Source organism: Adlercreutzia sp. CNCM I-6216, from assembly GCF_977113345.1.
On record NZ_CDSBIE010000005.1, the window covers coordinates 99,558 to 117,316 of the forward strand.

17 protein-coding genes are annotated in these 17,759 nt (G+C 61.0%); 7 read left to right on the forward strand and 10 right to left on the reverse strand.

Annotated features, from left to right (window positions below; translation table 11 throughout):
- Window positions 1-15: 15 nt before the first annotated feature.
- On the reverse strand, window positions 16-1,347 hold the full coding sequence (locus ACYVRU_RS06305; protein WP_302384187.1) for a DNA-binding protein: 1,332 nt from the start codon (window positions 1,345-1,347) through the stop codon (window positions 16-18).
- A gap of 380 nt (window positions 1,348-1,727) precedes the next feature.
- On the opposite strand from ACYVRU_RS06305, the gene ACYVRU_RS06310 reads away from it, so the two are divergent.
- On the forward strand, window positions 1,728-3,551 hold the full coding sequence (locus tag ACYVRU_RS06310) for an FAD-dependent oxidoreductase (RefSeq protein WP_452039404.1): 1,824 nt from the start codon (window positions 1,728-1,730) through the stop codon (window positions 3,549-3,551).
- A gap of 69 nt (window positions 3,552-3,620) precedes the next feature.
- Here ACYVRU_RS06310 and ACYVRU_RS06315 read toward each other — a convergent pair whose 3' ends face one another.
- The 4 genes from ACYVRU_RS06315 to ACYVRU_RS06330 all read right to left on the reverse strand — a co-directional run bounded on the left by ACYVRU_RS06315 (window position 3,621) and on the right by ACYVRU_RS06330 (window position 6,413).
- On the reverse strand, window positions 3,621-4,571 hold the full coding sequence (locus ACYVRU_RS06315; RefSeq protein ID WP_302384184.1) for a LysR family transcriptional regulator: 951 nt from the start codon (window positions 4,569-4,571) through the stop codon (window positions 3,621-3,623).
- 108 nt (window positions 4,572-4,679) lie between these two features.
- Window positions 4,680-5,132 carry a cupin domain-containing protein gene (locus ACYVRU_RS06320; protein WP_452039405.1) on the reverse strand — a complete coding sequence of 151 codons (453 nt, stop codon included), beginning with the start codon at window positions 5,130-5,132 and terminating at the stop codon, window positions 4,680-4,682.
- 170 nt (window positions 5,133-5,302) lie between these two features.
- Complete coding sequence (locus ACYVRU_RS06325; protein WP_452039406.1) at window positions 5,303-5,731, reverse strand: MOSC domain-containing protein; 429 nt, start codon at window positions 5,729-5,731, stop codon at window positions 5,303-5,305.
- A gap of 220 nt (window positions 5,732-5,951) precedes the next feature.
- Complete coding sequence (locus ACYVRU_RS06330) at window positions 5,952-6,413, reverse strand: cupin domain-containing protein (RefSeq protein ID WP_452039407.1); 462 nt, start codon at window positions 6,411-6,413, stop codon at window positions 5,952-5,954.
- A 297-nt stretch (window positions 6,414-6,710) separates the two neighbouring features.
- Here ACYVRU_RS06330 and ACYVRU_RS06335 point away from each other — a divergent pair, with 297 nt between their 5' ends.
- The gene (locus tag ACYVRU_RS06335; protein ID WP_452039408.1) at window positions 6,711-7,907 is read left to right on the forward strand and encodes a DNA-deoxyinosine glycosylase; all 1,197 of its coding nucleotides are present in this window, start codon (window positions 6,711-6,713) and stop codon (window positions 7,905-7,907) included.
- Here ACYVRU_RS06335 and ACYVRU_RS06340 read toward each other — a convergent pair.
- Entirely contained in the window at window positions 7,865-8,971 is a 1,107-nt protein-coding gene (locus ACYVRU_RS06340) for a twin-arginine translocation signal domain-containing protein (protein WP_452039409.1), read from the reverse strand. The genes ACYVRU_RS06335 and ACYVRU_RS06340 overlap by 43 nt on opposite strands.
- Before the next feature lie 276 nt (window positions 8,972-9,247).
- Here ACYVRU_RS06340 and ACYVRU_RS06345 point away from each other — a divergent pair, with 276 nt between their 5' ends.
- Together ACYVRU_RS06345 and ACYVRU_RS06350 are read left to right on the forward strand one after the other, a co-directional pair.
- A complete protein-coding gene (locus ACYVRU_RS06345) occupies window positions 9,248-9,535 on the forward strand; it encodes a type II toxin-antitoxin system prevent-host-death family antitoxin (RefSeq protein ID WP_161127610.1) in 288 nt (95 codons plus the stop codon).
- Window positions 9,535-9,864: a type II toxin-antitoxin system RelE/ParE family toxin gene (locus ACYVRU_RS06350; RefSeq protein ID WP_161127611.1), complete on the forward strand. Its 330-nt coding sequence runs from the start codon at window positions 9,535-9,537 to the stop codon at window positions 9,862-9,864. Before ACYVRU_RS06345 ends, ACYVRU_RS06350 begins: the two co-directional genes overlap by 1 nt.
- A 79-nt stretch (window positions 9,865-9,943) precedes the next feature.
- Here the strand turns inward: ACYVRU_RS06350 and ACYVRU_RS06355 are convergent, their stop codons facing one another.
- On the reverse strand, window positions 9,944-10,261 hold the full coding sequence (locus ACYVRU_RS06355) for a hypothetical protein (RefSeq protein WP_114539541.1): 318 nt from the start codon (window positions 10,259-10,261) through the stop codon (window positions 9,944-9,946).
- Window positions 10,262-10,469: 208 nt separating this feature from the next.
- Window positions 10,470-10,940, reverse strand: a complete 471-nt coding sequence (locus ACYVRU_RS06360; RefSeq protein ID WP_173112062.1) for an MGMT family protein — start codon at window positions 10,938-10,940, stop codon at window positions 10,470-10,472.
- Window positions 10,941-11,133: 193 nt separating this feature from the next.
- Here ACYVRU_RS06360 and ACYVRU_RS06365 point away from each other — a divergent pair, with 193 nt between their 5' ends.
- Both ACYVRU_RS06365 and ACYVRU_RS06370 read left to right on the forward strand, forming a co-directional pair.
- Window positions 11,134-11,589, forward strand: a complete 456-nt coding sequence (locus tag ACYVRU_RS06365) for a hypothetical protein (protein ID WP_114539543.1) — start codon at window positions 11,134-11,136, stop codon at window positions 11,587-11,589.
- Window positions 11,590-11,808: 219 nt separating this feature from the next.
- Window positions 11,809-14,124, forward strand: coding sequence for an ATP-binding response regulator (locus ACYVRU_RS06370; protein ID WP_256156567.1), 2,316 nt, complete (start codon window positions 11,809-11,811; stop codon window positions 14,122-14,124).
- A 61-nt stretch (window positions 14,125-14,185) separates the two neighbouring features.
- Here ACYVRU_RS06370 and ACYVRU_RS06375 read toward each other — a convergent pair whose 3' ends face one another.
- Window positions 14,186-15,448 carry a RidA family protein gene (locus ACYVRU_RS06375; protein WP_256156568.1) on the reverse strand — a complete coding sequence of 421 codons (1,263 nt, stop codon included), beginning with the start codon at window positions 15,446-15,448 and terminating at the stop codon, window positions 14,186-14,188.
- 434 nt (window positions 15,449-15,882) lie between these two features.
- Here ACYVRU_RS06375 and ACYVRU_RS06380 point away from each other — a divergent pair, with 434 nt between their 5' ends.
- On the forward strand, window positions 15,883-16,692 hold the full coding sequence (locus ACYVRU_RS06380; RefSeq protein WP_173112075.1) for an MBL fold metallo-hydrolase: 810 nt from the start codon (window positions 15,883-15,885) through the stop codon (window positions 16,690-16,692).
- Between the two features lie 5 nt (window positions 16,693-16,697).
- Here ACYVRU_RS06380 and ACYVRU_RS06385 read toward each other — a convergent pair whose 3' ends face one another.
- A complete protein-coding gene (locus ACYVRU_RS06385) occupies window positions 16,698-17,690 on the reverse strand; it encodes a hypothetical protein (RefSeq protein ID WP_173112078.1) in 993 nt (330 codons plus the stop codon).
- Window positions 17,691-17,759 lie beyond the last annotated feature (69 nt).

A 17,759-nucleotide genomic window follows, 5' to 3' on the forward strand; every position in this document is an offset into this window, starting at 1 on the left:
CGACGCTCCATCGGTTTAGCCGAAGAGCAGCTGCAGGAAATCGATGCGCTTCTGCAATCCCTCGTAGATGAAATCGGTGCGCCCGTACATGGAGGGGTTCTCGTCGAGCAGGTCGGTGGCCCATTCGGGAAAACCCGACAGCTTGTCGAAGTCGAGCCAGGAGGTGTTGCTCGCGAGACGCAGCTGCCGATCGGCGTCTTCGTAGAAGGGACGCATGTCCACGGCGAAAGGGGCATAGGCGAGCTCGCGGGTGGTAAGGCGGCACCACAGGCTCGACCCGGTATCGAAGAGGGGTGCGGGACGGTACTCCAAGGTCTCCACATCCCGGATGAGGCCGAAATTGCGCCAATGACGATCGGTGTTCGCCATAATGTCGTCGCAGACGATCATCTTGGCGAGAGCGTCCTCGATATCATCCACTCCGAGCGAGGCGCAGCATTCCACGTAATGACGGTAGTCGTCGCGATGGGAAACGCGCGGCAGAATGTCGTTCACGTAGTAGGCGGGAATGAGCTCCTCGGTGGGGCCGACGAAATTCGGACAGGCGCTGACGAGTGTGCCTCCCCATTCCTCGAGGTGATAAGGAACATAATCCCCCTCGTTCAGCAGGCGTGAGAAGAGCTCCGTAGCAATGACCTCGTTATAGGGTTCCTGCTCCAGCAGAGTGCCGCCTTTGAGCAGCGTGCGCACCCCGTTGCGGCAGACCCAGCGCTTTGAGAGCACGCCATCGGAGGTGTTGTCCGGTGAATCGAGGCCCACGTCGGCCATCCAGTCCTGCACTTCTGCTTCGATGAAGTCGTTCTCGAAGAAGTTGACGTCATGCCAGTGGACGTCGCTGTCGTAGGGCTTGATCCAATACTGGTCGGAGAGAGAAAGCCCCATGCTCTTGAAGGGCAGGTCGTACGTATCGGCAATGCCGAGCTCGACGAGCTTGGCCTCGATACCATGGCGCGCTTTGGGAATGGCCCGATGCGCCCACCAGTAGGAGAGGGCCGCGCTCGAGGCCTTCTTTCCCCGCGGCGACATGACCGACAGGGGCGCGCGTTTTGCGTCGATGATCTCGTCTGTGTCGAAAAACTCACCAGTGCTTGCGTCGAATTTGAAAGCAAGCACCTCGTGATTGCGGCTCATGAGCAGGTACTTTGCTGTGGACTTGCCCTTGGGCTTAGAGCTCGGACGCCCGGGTCCAGGGTTGTTTCGCACACGTGCCGCAACGCTGCCTTCGTCAATCAACCAGATGCCCGCCACCTGCTCTGCGGCGAGCGTGCCGCGGTTGACAAGCTGGCGAACCCTCTCGGTGCTAACGCCGAGCATTCGACTTGCTTCGGCAATAGTGATGCTGAACATGCGACCTCCAAAACCTTGGTTCTAAACAAGGTTATCATGAAAAAGTGAAATTACATAAAACCTTTTATGAAACCAAGGTTTTTTAAACGGAAAAATTTCTGCGTACGCCGAAATTCTACATACTGAGGCAAGAATTACTGCGTACGCAAGAATTACGGGATAGGCAAGTACTTCGTCTTTGACGAAAAAAGTCTTGTCTGGCTTTTCATTTTCTTTAGGGGTGTAAATATGTTTGCCAGGGAGCTTTGAAAGAGAGGTTTGGCGGCAAAGCTTCTTTGGCAAAAACGTCCACCTGCCCTTCTTAAAATCAAATGCGTCATTGGTCTTGCTTGCGATGAGACGTTGCAAGGCCTGGAATGCTACATAAGGAGGTAAGAGACATGGGAGAGGCGAGGAACACGAGACTTCGTGGAAACGGGCTCAGTCGTCGCGGGTTTTTGAAGGGAGTAGCGACCGCTGGCGTCGCGGCAGCATCGGCTGCAGCTCTGCAGGGATGTGCCAGCCAAGGGGGATCCTTAGCCGACACGGCGAGTGATGCTGATGAGAAAGCGCGTGCTGCCTTCGAGGCCGAGGCTGCCCCGATTCCGCCCGTTGATGTTCCCGACACGTGGGATGCTGAGACCGATGTGATCGTTGTTGGTTCGGGTGGTGGCGGAATGGTCGGCGCTCTGCGCCTTGCTCGCGCTGGCAAAAAAGTCATCGTCTTGGAGAAGGATCCCGAGACGGGTGGCGCCTCCCGTTACTCGGGACTCATTGTGAATTTGGGCGGTCACCGCTTGGCGGAGGAAGTAAAGTGGGCCTGGCCGAGCTACCCTTACGACCCCGATGCCATTGTCCAGTACCTGAACGATCGCTGGCAGATGACAGCCGATACGGTTCTGCTCAAGGAAATGCTTGTCCAAGGGCCGAAGTGCATCGACTGGATGGAGAGTGAGCTTGGTGTTCCGTGGGCGCCCATGATTCCCGGCCTGCCTGCGGGAGTACAGGCCATCTACTGGGATGGCCAGATGACGCCGAAAAACTCCATAAAGATAAATGATCACACGTTCAATTACTTGACCGACCTCGCAGAGCAAGAAGGCATTGAGATTCGCGTAAATACTCGCGTTGACGCCCTCGTTGCCGAAGATGGTGCGGTAGTTGGCGTGAAGGCTACCGCTTCAGATGGCTCAGAAGTGTATCTAAAGGGCGCTGATGGCGTGCTCCTCACTGCTGGCGGTTTCGAAATGAACCGCCCTATGATGTTCAAATACCTCGGTGATATTACTGACGGCTTCGCTAATGTGGCGTGTCCTCCGTGCAATACTGGTGAGTGCATTCGCATGGGTCTTGGCATGAATGCCGATATGTCGGGCTTTGGATCGACCCACAGCTACGATGGCGGTGTTTGGTGGCGCGAATACGACGAGTATGAGACGCGCATGGATGCCCATATCAACAAAGACGGCAACCAGGGCATCCGTCAGCCGTGGCTGCGTATCAACAACCACGGCGAGCGTGTGCCTTATTTGGGGGCAAGTTACACAGCCGCACCTTATGCCCCGAGTGGTAACTTCATGGTGCATGGCCTGACTGACCAGGCGGCGTTGGAGGTGGCGCAACCCAATGGCGTTACCTACGTGTGCTTTGACTCCAAATACGAGGACCTTGTGACAGAGAACTACTTCGGTCAGGCCGTGTGTCGCGTGGGAAAGATTATCCCTGACGACGATCCTTGCATCGATCGCGTCCCCGAGTTCCAGCGCGATTGGCGCACGGGTTTCAATCAGATGGTCGATCAAGGAGCGGTGGTGAAGTGCGACACTATCGAGGAGCTGGAAAGCAAGCTAGGGCTTGAGCGGGGCATTCTCTCAGATGCTGTAAAGCAGTGGAATGAGGCCTGCGAGCGCGGCGAGGACTATCTGGAGAGCTATCCGTACGATCCTTCGTGGCTCGTGTCCATAGATGAGCCCCCCTATTACGGCGCGAAAACGGGAGCACATCTGTTTACCACGAAGTGCGGTTTGCGCATTACCCCCCGCATGGAGGTGCTCGATGTCGAAGGCAACGTTATTCCCGGACTTTACGCCGGCTGGCATACGGCTGGCGGATCCAATGGAGAGAATATGGTCTCAGGTCATCCCTTCGGCGGTCCCTTTGGCGATGTTGGCCTGTCGTTCTTGGGCGGCTATATGGCTGCTGCAACTATTGCGGGTATCGAGTAATCTCGGTCTTCCTAGGGGAAGATGCTCGAATACATAATGCGACAGGGGGCTTCCCTCCCGGCCCCCTTGTCAATCGCCCGCGGTTTTGTTCTTGTCTTCGGCCACGTCGGCTAACGCATGGACAAAACCGCGGGCTTGCTCGCTAAGACGCGACTCGTCGCAAATAGCGTAGATATCGGTCGTGAGCGACAAATCGCTGAGGCGAAACGCATGAAACCCTTCGCGAGCCTGTCGGCTCTCGTCGAACTCTTGCAGGGTAATGCCAAAGGTTTCTGCCCCGTTTGAGAGCAAATAATCCGTGTAGGTTGCGAACGGCTGATTGTCTGTTTTGATGGCAATGCCCTTATCGGAGAAGTGCTGTGCAATAAGCGATGCCGCCGCATTCATGGTCGGGGTGTTTCCCAGTAAAAGAGTCATGCCTTCCAAATCAGCTGCGCAAAGATCGTTGCGCCCGAAGAGCCGGTTGCGACTCCCCATCCATAATTGGCATTCGCAACTGCCCAAATAGACCGATGTTCCCTCAGTTGTTGATGGGGGAACATGGCGTACCCCGCCAAAGCCAGATTCTCTGATGGCGGGGTAGACGGTGATATCTACTTGCCCGTTTTGCAGAGCTTCCCAATTGGCGCTCATGCTGCTCGAGAAGAGGAACTCCAAAGTTGAATCGGGGTGATTGGAGCAGTAGCGTTCGCGTGCTTTGAGGAACAGGTCTTCTACCCATCGGCATTCAAGAAAGCTAACGAGCAGCGAGACGGATTGCTGCGCTACAGCCCGTGTGTGCTCGACCACATCCTCAGTGTTTTCTACAAGCTCTCGTGCTTTCGTGAGAAAGAAGCGGCCTGCAGGGGTGAGGACGATGCGATCCGCCCGTTTCGTCGCCAAATCGACGCCGATCTCTGCTTCGAGGGAGCGAATATGCGACCTCAGTGTGGGCTCCGATAGGTACAGCTCTCTCGCGGCCTTTGCGTAATTGAGCGACCTCGAAAACACGATGTACTCATGCAAGAATGAGATGTCCATGTTCCTCCTCCTTTGCGATACTCCCATTATAGAGGAGCAAGGGGGTCTTCAAGGACATCGGTGCTGAGGTTTAAGGAGCGGTGTGCAAAACACTTGGATGCGGAGACTCTATTGCGGCAGCACGTCGTACTCCACGTCGGTGACGGGCTCGCACCACTCGTTGGCACAGTCGGTGCCCGGGGCTTCGAAGGCCACGTGGCTCATCCAGCTGTCGGCCGCAGCACCATGCCAGTGCTTCACGTTCGCGGGGATGTGCACCACGTCACCGGCGACGATCTTGCGGGCCTCTTCGCCCCATTCCTGATACCAGCCCTCGCCGTCGGTGACGAGCAGGATCTGGCCGCCGCCCTCGGTCGCATGGTGGATGTGCCAGTTGTTGCGGCGGCCGGGCTCGAAGGTGACGTTGGCGATGAACTGGGTCTTCTCTGGGTCGGTCAGCGGGTTCAGATACGAGCGGCCCGTGAAGTACTGCGCATAGGCGTCGTTGGGGGCGCCGGTGCCGAAAAGGGGCGCGAAGGTGCCGAGCGAATCGCGGCCGGCGGTCTGGACTACTTTGGTCATGGGGTTCCTCGATTCACGAGCGACTTTGCTAACACGTCCGACTCTATAACTTTGAGCGAACTCAAGGTCAAGAATCGAAGAGCGGATAATGAAGGGTTGCGGCGGGTGGAAAAGAAGTTGCAGAAGCGGAAGTCATGTGCGGCTCCGCCGTTCGAGTTCCTCGCGTCCTGTTATACGAGCTCGATGGTGTCGCCGGGGGCGATGGTGCCGCCTTCGATGACTTTACAGAACACGCCCTCGCGGGGCATGATGCAGTCGCCCATCTGGTGGTAGATGGCGCAGTGGGCGTGGCACTGCTTGCCGATCTGGGTCAACTCCAGTACCACGTCGTTGCAGGCGAAGCGCGTGCCGATGGGGAGGTTCTTCAAGTCGAAGCCCTCCACGATGATGTTCTCGCCGAATGCACCGTTGCCCACTTCGGCGCCACGATTCTTGAAGGCCTCGATCTGCTCGTAGGACAGAAGGCTCACCTGGCGGTGCCACGGCGCGGCGTGGGCATCGCCCTCGATGCCCCAATCGGGCCGAAGCTCGATAGCGGTCTGCTCGGTTTTCTGGATTCCCTTGACATCGCTTGTGCACACGGCTTTGATAACGCCCATCATGCACCTTTCTCGCAGGCGACAGGCCGTGCGCCACTCTCGACCTGCCCGGTGCACGGAACACGCCCCCAGCCCGCTGCACGACGGCGAAGGGGGAACTTCTCGGCGCAAGAAAATTCTAGCGAACTACTAGACTATTTGCAAGAGAGAATAATTGCAGCTATTGGCTTGCCCCCCCGAGTCTGGCTGCCGGCTCGGGGGGGGGCTTGTGCTTGTCGCCCTAGAGTGCGGCGTACTCTTCATCGGTGACGGGTTCACACCACTCGTTGGCGCACTCGGTGCCCGGCGCCTCGAAGGCCACGTGGCTCATCCAGCTGTCGGAGGCGGCCCCGTGCCAGTGCTTCACGTTCGCGGGGATGTAGACCACGTCCCCCGGCAGCAGCGCCCGGGCATCTTGGCCCCACTCCTGGTACCAGCCGCGTCCGTCGGTGACGAGCAGGATCTGGCCGCCGCCCTCGGCGGCGTGATGGATGTGCCAGTTGTTACGGCAGCCGGGCTCGAAGGTGACATTGGCGATGAACTGGGTCTGCGCGGGGTCGGTCAGCGGATTGAGGTACGAGCGCCCCGTGAAGTACTGCGCATAGGCGTCGTTGGGGGCGCCCAGGCCGAACAGACCGCCGTGTGCCTCCGGGTTCTCGGTGCCGAGCGCATCGCGGCCGGCAGTCTGGACTACTTTGGTCATGAGGATTCCTTTCCTTTGGGGCTCGGCTCCAACGGTATAACTTCGAGCAAACTCCAAGTCAAGATTTCGATTTTGGCAAGGGACGCTTGAAGGGGCTTTTGAGCGCGTGCAAGCTGACGGTTCTGGTAGGGCGACCGGGCATCTTGCATGAAGGATGTCCGACAAGTTGTCTTCTCGTGCGTTTATCGCGTTCGATCTTTTGAGATTCCGTATTATAGTTTTCTGAGAAACGCCTTTGCCGACGCGCAAGGTGTAGCTTGCGGTTTTGGATGCAGGGCAGTGATGAAGGGAGGCTCTATGGCGCAGGTGGAGCATATCGAGCACGGTATCGAGCCGGTGTTCGACGAGCGCTCGGAGGTACTCGTGCTGGGAACCATGCCCTCGCCGGCCTCGCGGGAGGCGGCGTTCTTCTACGGGCATCCGCGCAACCGCTTCTGGCCGGTGCTGGCGGCGCTGTTCGACGAGCCGGTGCCCGAGGACAACGCCGAGCGCACCGATTTGCTGCTGCGCCACCATATAGCGCTGTGGGACGTGCTGGCCTCCTGCGACATCGAGGGCGCCTCCGACGCCTCCATCGCAAACGCCCGGCCCAACGATTTCTCTCGCATTTTGGGCACGGCACCTGTGTGGCGCGTGTTCTGCACCGGTGCCACCTCGGCGCGGCTCTACGGGAAGCTCTGCGAACCCGATACGGGAATAGCCGCGGAGAAGCTGCCGTCCACAAGTCCCGCCAACGCCGCCTGGTCGCTGCCACGGCTCGTGGAGGCCTATCGGCCTGTAGCCGAGGCGGTCACGCCCTTTGAGCCGGCGGCGCTCGATGTGCCTGCGGTGGTGGCGCTGGAGCAGGCCATCGCCGCCGCTGGCACGCCGCTCGATACGCTCATGCGCCGTGCGGGCCGCTTCCTGGCCTTCGGGGCGCGCAAAATGCTGGAAGGGGAAGGCCCCATCGTCATCTTCTGCGGCAACGGCAACAACGGGGGAGACGGCTGGGTGGCCGCCGAGTACCTGGATCGGTGGGGTGTCCCCGTGCGTGTGGTGACGGCGCGGGCTCCCGAAGATCTGACGGCGGAGCCGGCGCGCTCTGCGGCGCTCCGGGCCCAGGCGGCCCTGAGCGATCGCAGCACTGTGCTCGTTGCGCCCGATGCCGGGGAAATCGCCGGTCTTCTGGAGGCGGCGCCCCTCGCCATCGACGCCATTCTCGGCACCGGCTTCCCTCACAATGCAGTGAAAGCCCCCTTCGGCGGGTGGATTCGCGCTATGAACGACGCCCGCAACGGCGGCACGGTTGTGGTGGCCGCCGACGTGCCGAGCGGCCTTTCGGCCCAGACGGGGGCGGCCGCCGCCGATACGGTGCGCGCCGACGCCACCGTCACCATGATCGTTCCCAAGCCGGGCCTGCTCGCGCCCGAAGGCGCCCTGTTGTGCGGTCGCGTCCGCGTCGCCCCACTCGCCTATATCGAACCGCTGCTCGAAGCCGAGTCGCTAGCCTCCTGATCGTTCACGGGCACGTAGAGCACCTCGATGTCGCTGCCCTCGCCGTCGAGGTTTAGGAACATGGGCATGATGAGGATGTCGCCGCGAATCGCCAGCTGTCGGGTATCAAGGTAGGCGAACAGGTCGTCGAAGGTCTCCTTGCGGACGGACTCCTCGCGGGTAACGGTGCGGCGGAATCGCACGCAGCGACCCAGTTCCAAACGCTTGACTCGCTGCTGGGCATAGTCGGAGAGGAAATGGCGCTCCTCTACCGAGGCGATGTTGATGTAGTCGGGGTCGACCGCCGGGCTGTCGTCCAGAAGATTTTCTCGCGTGATGATGCGCGCGCAGCTCGTGATGCTGAGCAGATCGTAGTACTCGGCGAGCACCTTCTCGTTCTCCATGGAAACGGTGAAGTCGCGGCCGTGGGAGGCGTTCACGTACAGCTGATCGGGGATGTGCACGAGCTTGAAATCCACCTTGCCGTCGGTCTCCAGCACGTCCAGCATGCTTTCGATGCGCCGCTGGCGATAATCGAGCAGGATGCGCTCGCGTTCCAGCTTCTGGCGCTGCTCCTGCAGCGATTCACGGAACTCGGCGGTGTCCTGCTTGGCGTCCAGCATCTCGATGGCCTCGCTGATGCTGAAACCGTACTGCAAAAGCACGCGGAAGGCGTTCGAGCGAAAGGCGTCCTTGGGGGTGAACGCGCGGTAGCCGTTCTCCATGCGGTCGGACAGCACGAGCCCGTGCTGATTGTTCTCGTTGGTGAAGCGCTTGCCCTCTTCGGTGACCATGATGCCCCAGTTCATCGCGCCGGGGAAGTACACGCGCTTCTCCACGAAGGTGGAGGGCGTGGCGTTGCTGAAGTTCATAACCGGCTGGGGCAGCGAGTCCATCTCGGCGCCTACGGCCAGGCCCATCATGTGGCCGTCGCCGGTGGTTCCCCAGGAAGGATTCCACCAGGAGGAGTACTCGTAGTCCTCGGGGCGCACCCAGGCCTGCATCATCTCGGGGTTGGCATCGTAGCCGCCGGTGGCTCCCGCGCCTTTGAGGAAGTCTCGCCGCGATAGCTTGCTTAGGGTCATAGATTCCCTCCTTCTCGCGATTGGTATTTTGCGCATCTTCTCCTAATACCATGCACAAAATCGACACAACCCGAGGTTAAACCCTCAACCTAGTTGAGGGTCAAGAGGATTTTTCCAAAAAGATAGTTTTGCCTGTTCAAGATATGAAGCGGAATTGGTGTCATGGGGATACGGGAATGAGTAAGTTGGATAACGCTTTTGGAATGGCGTTGAATTCGATACTCATCTGTGGTAAAAACCTCTATAAATAAGTTACTTATTTATAGAGGTGATTCTATGCCCGCTGCCGTGCCCCTTATTCGCCCTATTAGCGATCTGCGAACCGATCTCAACGACGTCTGTGCCCAGGCTCAAGAAACGCAGCAGCCCATTTTCATGACGAAGAACGGGAAGGCGAGCCTTGTCGTGATCGATTGCGTTGCCTACGAGGAGCAGCGTCAGCATGAGCGCTACGTCCAGAAGCTCCGTGAGGCGGAGATAGAGGAGAAGTATCGCAAGGAGACGATCTCCCAGGCATCCCTCGATGAGACCATGGAGCGAATCTTCGAAGTTTGGGGCGTCTGATGCGGGAGCCGATTTACCGCCCCCGCGCGGCCTTCGATCTGGAATCGATCATCATCTACGTGGGCGAAGTGTGTCGAAATCCTGCCGCTGCGCGGCAAACCTACACGAGCATCAAGGCGGCCGTAAAAGAACTGTGCGCCATGCCCACGCTTGGCCGCCCCTTCATCGATGAGGCGCTGGGCCGTCGAGATATTCGCTCATGGCTTGTCGGCAACTATCGGGTGTTCTACACCTACGACGAGGAATTCCTCACGGTTCGCCGCGTCATCCACACGCGGCAGGACATCGACGACTTCGCCCTTATCGATTGGGAGGAAGACGAGGATTAGTTGGATCCGTAAAGGTGCAAAATGCGAAGAGGCCTCTCGATATCGAGCGGCCTCCTCGACAATAGCTGACACTGCGCAGTTACACCCCGAGCGGGGCGTCGTCATCGTAGGGGAGGCGGGCCACCAGCTCGCAGTACTCTTGGATCTGCTGGCGCGTCTCGTGATCGAACAGGGCGATGTGCTCGTGGGCCTCTTCGGCGAACTGCTTCACCGGCCAGCGACGGGCTTCCTTGTCGCGGCCCTCTTTCTTCTCGATGACGTCGGCCCATTCCTCGGCCGCGGCCATGGCGTGGCGCAACTTCTCGGGGATGTCCTTCGTCTCGCCGGTCTTTTCCATGGCCGGAATGATGACGCTCTGCTTCGCGATGATCTTCTCGAGCAACTCTTTATCTTCCATGATGACGCCTCCTTGGTGCGTTGGGATGTGCGACGGGATGCCGTCGGTTCTTTCGGGAAGGCGAAGGAGTCGGCGGTTCCGAAGACCCATGGTAATCCGCGCCGGGCGCGGTGGCTCCTTTTGGCAGGAAACGGTCATCGAGCCAGGGGAGACCCGTTGCCAAATGGCGAATGTGCGCACCGGCGCCCGCCTCGGAACGAATGGGAACTTAGGCGTGGCGTTCCTTTTTGCAGTCGGGGCGCGGCGCGGCGCAGGTCTCGCAATGGTGCAGCGGGTGCTCGGCCAGTTCGGCTTCCCAGTCGAAGTCCGGGGGCGGCGCGGTGGGCATGTCGTTCTCGCCGGGTGCGGCGCTTTCCGGACGGCCGTCCCACTGGAACTCTTCCATGAGCACGCGGCCCTCTTCGTCGAAGGCGATCCCCTCGGCGGCGAGCATGCCTCGCTGCTCGTCGGGGCCTCCGAACGCGAAACCGGTGGCCATGCGTCCGTCCTTGAATACGACCCGATGGCAGGGGATGCAGCCCGGATCGGTGCCGGGCTCTGGGTTGGCGTGCAGGGCATAACCGACGTAGCGCGCCGTGCGCGGGGCGCCGATGAGCCGTGCCACCTGTCCGTAGGTGGCCACCTTTCCGCGCGGTATGCGCCGTACGACGGCGAACACCCGGTTGGCGTAGTCTCCCATGAGGTCTCCTTCGGTGCGCTCTTCGCTGATTGGGGCCACCATAGCAGACGAGCGGGCGATGTGAAAGCCCTTCTTCTCAGTTGCCCAACGTATGGGAGATGAGTATTGCTGATGCTGCCGCTTACGTATAAGATGACCGCGCTGGCTGCAAGGGACGCGATGGGCGTCGAAGAATGCGATCAAAGGAGCGGGAATGAAGCTTAAGGCGAAGATCATCGGGGCGGCAGCATGCGCCTTCGCGCTGTGCGTGGCGCTGGCAGGATGTGCCGGTGCGCCGGCGGGCAACGATGCCGCGAACTTCCAGGGGGATTGGATTTTGACGAGTGGCACCGTCGATGGCCAGGAGGCCACCGAGGAGACGCTGGCCCAGGCCCAGGAGATGGGACTTTCCGTTTACCTGCAATTGAACGAGGGCGGTTCTGCCGTGCTCAGCGTGCTGGGCACCAACATGGACGGCTCCTGGACCGCCAAGGACGCCACCACGGTGGAACTCACCTTCGACGGCAGCTCGGCTGAGGCGACGCTCGAAGGCGAGGAGCTCGTGATGCAGCAGGACGGCGACGTCATGCGCTTCAAGCGCGGCGAGATTCCGCCTGCGGCCAGCGAGGTTCAGCGCGACGAGAACCAGGCAGCCGAGCCAGAGGCTTAGACAACCTGCTGAAACGTCTGTCAATAACGACCATCGTAAGGTCCTTCGCCAGTTGCGGAGGGCCTTTTTGTGCACGTGACCAAAGAAAGGGAATTTTGCGAAACCATCTTTATACGGGTAAGATTTCCTATAAAATGACCTTTTGGCTCAGAAAGTGGTACACTGTAATAGTGCAACGTATGGGATTTTTTCAACAAACCTGTCAAGGGGAGTTTTGCCGTGGATGAACTGTTGAGAGCCTGGGAGACGACATTTGGCTGCAGCACGCTGCCTTTCGGTGTCGCCGAAGTGCTGCTTGACGATCGGGGGCGTCCCTATGATTTCGCCTATCGCTATATCAACGCCGCGGCGGCCTCTCTGACCGGGCATGTGGCGGAGGACCTGCTCGGCGAGGAGGCCTACGCCCTGTGGGGCGGCGATCCCATCTGGCTCGACCACTTCTACGAGGCGGCCTACGAGGGCCGCGCCTCGGAGTTCGAGGCGCCTTCCGAGATGCTCCAGCAGTTCTTCCGCGCCGAGGTGTTCCCCATTTCCGAGGGGCTGTGCGGATTCACCATCCACGACGTGACGGACTGGATTCTGCCCGCCCAGCGCTCCATGGAGAAGGCGGCCGCCGGCCTGTTCTTCTACGATATGCGCTACCGTCAGATGCTTCTGACGGAGCAGGCCCGCGAGCAAAGCGGCGTGGACAGCAACTATATCAGCCTGACCGAGTTCATCGACCTCACCTTCGGCAGCACCTTAAGCGAAGAGGTGCGTCAGAAGATGAAGGCCTTCCTCGAGCGACGCGAGGCCTTCTACCAGGAGGGACGCCTTCCCAACGGACGGTGGCTGCGCATGAGCCTCGATCACACCGACCGCTCCGAGCGATTCGCCTTCGGCTTTCTGGAGGATTTCACACGCACGAAGCTGGCCGAGGAGCGCAGCGAGCAGTACATCGACATCATCGACAGCCTGGGAGCGGAGAACTTCGCGCTGTACCTGGTCGATTTGGAAACTCAGGAACTCGAGGTGTACCGGCGCGGCGAGGAGATGACGGCGGAATTCGCCCTGGCCAGCGCGGAAGAGGGCGACTATCCCGCCGCCATGGAGCGCTACATCGACACCTTCGTGGTGGCCGAGGACCGTGCCCGGGTGCGAGCGGAAATCGGCGGCGAGGCCTTGTGGCGCCGCCTGGAAGCGGGGGAGACCGACTTCTCCGTGGGCTATCGGCGCCTGTTCGGCGACGAGGAGCAGTACGTGGAGCTGCGCATCATCCGCCTGCCCCAGCGCGATTCGAAGGTCATTTTAGCGGCCCGCAACGTCACCGGCGAGATGCGCGAGCAGCTGCGCCAGAAGGTGGCGCTGCAGAACGCGCTCGATTTGGCCGAGCATGCGAGCCAGGCGAAATCGACCTTCCTCACCAACATGTCCCACGACTTCCGCACGCCCATGAACTCCATCTCGGGCTTCGCGTCCATCGCGCTGGACCACCTGAACGACACCGATCGTGTGCGCGATTGCCTGCGCAAGATCATGCTGTCCAGCGATCACTTGCTGAGCCTGGTGAACGACATTTTGGATGTGAGCCGCATCGAGAGCGGCAAGATGTCCTTCAACGAGGACATCGTCAGCCTGCCGGATGCCGTGATCGAGGTGCAGGGCATGTTCGGCGAGAAGGCGGCGGCCAGCGGCGTCGATCTGACGATCGATGTGGACAACGTGGCCCATCCCCAAGTGGTCACCGATCCCTTGCGCCTGAACCAGATCCTCGTGAACACCGTGGGCAACGCGGTGAAGTTCACGCCCTCCGGGGGGCTTGTCACCGTGGCGCTCACTGAGCTTTCCGACGCGCCCCGCGGCTTCGGCGCTTATCGCTTGACCGTGAGCGACACCGGCTGCGGCATGACGCCGGAGTTCCTCGATCGCATCTTTCTGCCCTTCGAGCGCGATGGCCTCGGGTACGCCAACAAGACCGAGGGCACGGGGCTGGGCATGACCATCACCAAGAGCCTCGTCGACCTTATGGGCGGCGAGATAGCGGTGGAAAGCGTCGTGGGCCGCGGCTCGACGTTCGCCATCACGCTGCCGCTGCGCGTGGCCGACGCCGACGAGCTGGCCGAGGCCCGCGAGAAAGCGGCGGCGGCCGAGCGGTGCCAGCGCGATTTTACCGGCTGCAAGGTGCTCGTGGTGGACGACGACGATCTGTCCCGCGAGATTCTGGTGGAGATTCTGAAGGACTACGGCTTTAAGCCCGAAGAGGCGCGCGACGGCGATGCGGCCGTGCGCAAGGTGGCCTCCGTGGAGCCGTTCTACTACGATGCCGTGCTCATGGACATGCGCATGCCCCGCATGGACGGCGACGAGGCCACGCGTGAGATTCGCGCCCTGGATCGGCCAGACGCCGCCACGCTGCCCATCATCGCCGAGACGGCCGACGCCTTCGAGGAGGGCCAGCGCCGCGCCCGCGACGCCGGCATGACGGCGCTGACTACCAAGCCGCTGAACATCCACGAGTTGGTAGCGCTTCTGGCCGAGTACATTCCAGAGAAATAGAAACGCGCGGGCCACGAGCGGCCCGCGCGTTCTTGCATCGACGGTTCGAAGAGGTGCGCTCTTAGGCCACCGGCGGGGTGCCCTCCCAGTTGCCGGCGATGGCGTCGATCATGACGCGGGCGCCGAAGGGCAGCTCACCGCATCCCACGACCTTGCGGGCCGGCTTGTGGTCGCCGAAGAAGGCGGCGTAGGCCTCGTTCATGGCGGCAAGATCGGCGATGTCGGCCAGGTACACATTCACCTTCACGATGTCTTCCACCGCGTGGTCGACCGACTCGACGATGGCCTTCACATAGGCGAGGCACTGGGCGGTCTGCTCGGCGACGGTGCCGTCGATGAGCTTGCCGGACAGATTGAGCGGCAGCTGGGCGGAGATGTTGTTGTAGTGCGAGAAGGCCACGGACTGGGTGGCAAGCGGGCACTTCGGAGCGGCGTCGGTGTTGCACGCCTCGATGATGAGGCCGTGACGATCCTCGATGGCCTGGGGCGGGGTGCCGTCGCCATGGGAGACCACGGCCTCGACGGCCACGTCGCAGTGGTAGGGCAGATCCTTCACCGGCACCACGGTGCGGGCCGGCAGGTAGTTCACGGCGCGCGCGATGCCGGAATCGGGGAAGAACGTCTTGTACACGTCGTCCACCACGCTCGCATCGGCCAGGTTCTTCACGAAGATGGTCACCTTCACGATGTCGTCGAAGGGCACGTCCACGGAGGTGAGGATGGCCTTCACGTTCGCGAGGCACTGCGCGGTCTGCGCGGCCACGTCGCCCAGGATGGGACGGCCCGTGCCGGGATCGAGCGGCAGCTGCATGGTGATGTTGTTGTAGTGGGAGAACGCCACGGTCTGGGTGGAGCCGGCGTCGTAGGGGGCGGCGTGGGTGTTGTTGGTGAGCTTCACCAGGTCGCCGGCCTGCGGGACCGACTGGGTTCCCTCGCCGTTATCGACAAGCGCCTCGATGAACACGAGTGCGCCCTGGGGCAGGGCGTCGATGGCCGCCACGGTGCGGGCGGGCTGGTAGGTGGGGAAGAAGGAGGCCTGCACCTTCTCCACCGCGTTCAGATCCATGATGTCGGCCAAAAAGATGGACACGCGGATGATGTCGTTCATGTCGTGGCCGATGCTCTCCACGATAGCCTGCAGGTTCTTGAAGCACTGCTCGGCCTGCTCGGCGGCGCCGCCCGCCACGATGGCACCCGTCGCCGGGTCGATGGGCAGCTGGGCGGAGAGGTTGTTGTAGTGGGAGAACGCCACCGTCTGGGAATACAGGTCGCTCACGGGCGCCTTGTCGGTGTTGCGGGCCACTACCACGTTCGGATCGCTCATTGGTACCCCTTTCAAAGGTAAGAATCAGCAGCGACGCACAAATTGTGCAAGTGCATTAAACATGACGAAAAGAGTCGTTGTCAATGAGGAAAGCTTATTGCTACATTGTCGATGGGAAATTGGAGTGATCTTGACAAATGAAACTTCCGGGAATGCACAGGTCATGTCTGCAAAATTTGAGCATATGAACAAAATCAAGTCAGTTATGGGTTTTTGGCGATGAAGTCGCGTCGATGGCACCTTAATTTCGACTCGCGTTGAGGTGGTAGCCGCAAATCGACGAAGTTTAAGGTAAAACCGTTGATTTGAGGCTAGGTTTTAAAGACGGGGCGTTTGGGGCAAAAGGCGTTTTGGGCTGAGTCCTTGAACTGGATAAAGGGGATGTTTAGAATTATTCTCCATTTCAATGGCAATTCAAATGAAAGAAATTCTTAATGCTTCGACTGCATATACTGGCCAGCGGCAGCGGCGGGAATGCCGCCATTGTGGAGAATGCGGCGACGGGCGAGGGGGTACTTGTCGATTGCGGCATATGCAAGCGGGACTTCTTCGCCCGGGCCGAGGAAGCCGGGTTCAATTTGGAGAAGCTGCGGGCCGTCGTGATCACCCACGACCATGGCGACCATACGAAGGGGCTCGGCGTGGTCCTGCGCGGGCTGGCGAAGGCGGGGGCGCATCCTGCGGTGTGCGCCAGCGAGGCGGTGTTCGCGGCCTCCGCGCCTCTGCGCGAGGCTGTGGCCAGCGTCGGCGCCGCGTTCGAGCCCTTCGACGGAGGCGATCGGCTCGATTTGGCCGGCCTGGCCGTGCGTCCCTTCCGCACTTCCCACGATGCGGCCGATTCCTACGGGTTTCGGTTCGAAGAGCGCGGAAGCGGTTGCGACTCCCTCGGCTACATGACCGACACCGGTGTCGTGACCGATGCGGCCTGGGAGGCGCTTTCCGGCGTGCACCTGCTGGCTCTGGAGAGCAACCACGATGCGCGCATGCTTCAGATGGGCCCCTATCCCTACGTCATCAAGCAGCGCATCGCATCGGCGCGCGGGCATCTGTCCAACGACCAGGCGCGCGAGGCCCTGGATAACTTGGCTCACGAAAACTTGCGCGCGGTGGCGGCCATGCACGTTTCCCAGGAGAACAATACCTACCGGCTCCCGCGCGACACCTTCGAGGCCGTCATCGCCGAGCGCGGCCTTCCCACGACGGTCTCTGTCGCCTTCCAAAATCGCCTCGTGACCATTGGGTAGCGGCTCTACAGCTGCACGGCGTACACGCGGCCGGCGCCGCAGAGCTTGCCGAAGATGTACTTGTTGGAAGCCGACTCGTCGGTAGTGTAGACGCGCCCGTCATGGGATTCGATGCCCTCTTGCATGGGCGGTCCGACCAGATCTTCCGTCAGGTTGCGGGAATCGAGGCAGAACAGCTCCACCTCGTCGCCGGAACCGGTGGTGAAGGTGCCGTCGGGCGCGGCGAGGTTCACGTTGTAGGCGAGCAGGTGCGAAGGGGCGATGCCGTAGGAGACCGACAGCACGATGCGCCCGTCGTCGGTCGTGCAGGTGCCCTGGACCATGCCGGGGATGGAGAACACGTTGTCGGGCACCGTGGCGAAGCGGCCTGGACGGGTGGGATCGGCGGCGAAGGCGTACATGACGGCGGGGTTCTCGGTGCCGTCGGGCGTGGTGATGTGGTGGGCCTCGGGGGTCTCGTAGTCATTCGGGTAGTAGAAGTTCCCGAGCATGAGCTGTCCCTGCTCGATGTTCATGAAGGCAGGGGAGAAGTCGACGTCCACTTTCTCGGCGGCTTGCACGCAGGCGCCGTCCTCGGCGAACAGCAGGCTATCCATGGGGATGACGAGGTAGCCCTCCTCGCAGGCCAGATAGGCGTACTGCTCGTTGGTGGTGATGGCCGAGCCGTGGCCGTCGTAGGCCGAGCCGTCGGGCAGGGCGACGAAGAACTTCGCGATGGTGCCGTCGGCGGCGCGGCGGTAGAGCGGCGAGGGGGAGTGGTCGGCCATGTACCCGCTGAACAGCCACGAGTCGTCGGCTTCCACGTGGTCGAGGTCCTGGGGGACGAAGCCGGTGTTGATGCCCGGGATGTCGAAGGGGGATTCCGCGCGGTCGAAGAAGGGAGCGAAAGCGACGCGCATATAAATGTTCAGGGCGACCACCGCGATAAGCGCGACGGCGACGATGGCGCCGATGACGATGCTGGTGATTTTCAGCGCCCGATGGCTTTTCGCGGCCATGGCGACCTCCTTAAGCGTTGGCAGTTCGGCGAGCGACGATGGCTCGGCTTCAGCATACCTTATGCCCGC

Coding starts and splice junctions, on each gene's coding strand:
- ACYVRU_RS06345 (WP_161127610.1), top strand. CDS start 9,248: ATGCCCGCTGCCGTGCCCCTTATTCGCCCTATTAGCGATCTGCGAACC.
- ACYVRU_RS06340 (WP_452039409.1), bottom strand. CDS start 8,971: ATGACCCTAAGCAAGCTATCGCGGCGAGACTTCCTCAAAGGCGCGGGA.
- ACYVRU_RS06365 (WP_114539543.1), top strand. CDS start 11,134: ATGAAGCTTAAGGCGAAGATCATCGGGGCGGCAGCATGCGCCTTCGCG.
- ACYVRU_RS06360 (WP_173112062.1), bottom strand. CDS start 10,940: ATGGGAGACTACGCCAACCGGGTGTTCGCCGTCGTACGGCGCATACCG.
- ACYVRU_RS06305 (WP_302384187.1), bottom strand. CDS start 1,347: ATGTTCAGCATCACTATTGCCGAAGCAAGTCGAATGCTCGGCGTTAGC.
- ACYVRU_RS06315 (WP_302384184.1), bottom strand. CDS start 4,571: ATGGACATCTCATTCTTGCATGAGTACATCGTGTTTTCGAGGTCGCTC.
- ACYVRU_RS06375 (WP_256156568.1), bottom strand. CDS start 15,448: ATGAGCGATCCGAACGTGGTAGTGGCCCGCAACACCGACAAGGCGCCC.
- ACYVRU_RS06310 (WP_452039404.1), top strand. CDS start 1,728: ATGGGAGAGGCGAGGAACACGAGACTTCGTGGAAACGGGCTCAGTCGT.
- ACYVRU_RS06355 (WP_114539541.1), bottom strand. CDS start 10,261: ATGGAAGATAAAGAGTTGCTCGAGAAGATCATCGCGAAGCAGAGCGTC.
- ACYVRU_RS06320 (WP_452039405.1), bottom strand. CDS start 5,132: ATGACCAAAGTAGTCCAGACCGCCGGCCGCGATTCGCTCGGCACCTTC.
- ACYVRU_RS06330 (WP_452039407.1), bottom strand. CDS start 6,413: ATGACCAAAGTAGTCCAGACTGCCGGCCGCGATGCGCTCGGCACCGAG.
- ACYVRU_RS06385 (WP_173112078.1), bottom strand. CDS start 17,690: ATGGCCGCGAAAAGCCATCGGGCGCTGAAAATCACCAGCATCGTCATC.
- ACYVRU_RS06335 (WP_452039408.1), top strand. CDS start 6,711: ATGGCGCAGGTGGAGCATATCGAGCACGGTATCGAGCCGGTGTTCGAC.
- ACYVRU_RS06350 (WP_161127611.1), top strand. CDS start 9,535: ATGCGGGAGCCGATTTACCGCCCCCGCGCGGCCTTCGATCTGGAATCG.
- ACYVRU_RS06325 (WP_452039406.1), bottom strand. CDS start 5,731: ATGGGCGTTATCAAAGCCGTGTGCACAAGCGATGTCAAGGGAATCCAG.
- ACYVRU_RS06380 (WP_173112075.1), top strand. CDS start 15,883: ATGCTTCGACTGCATATACTGGCCAGCGGCAGCGGCGGGAATGCCGCC.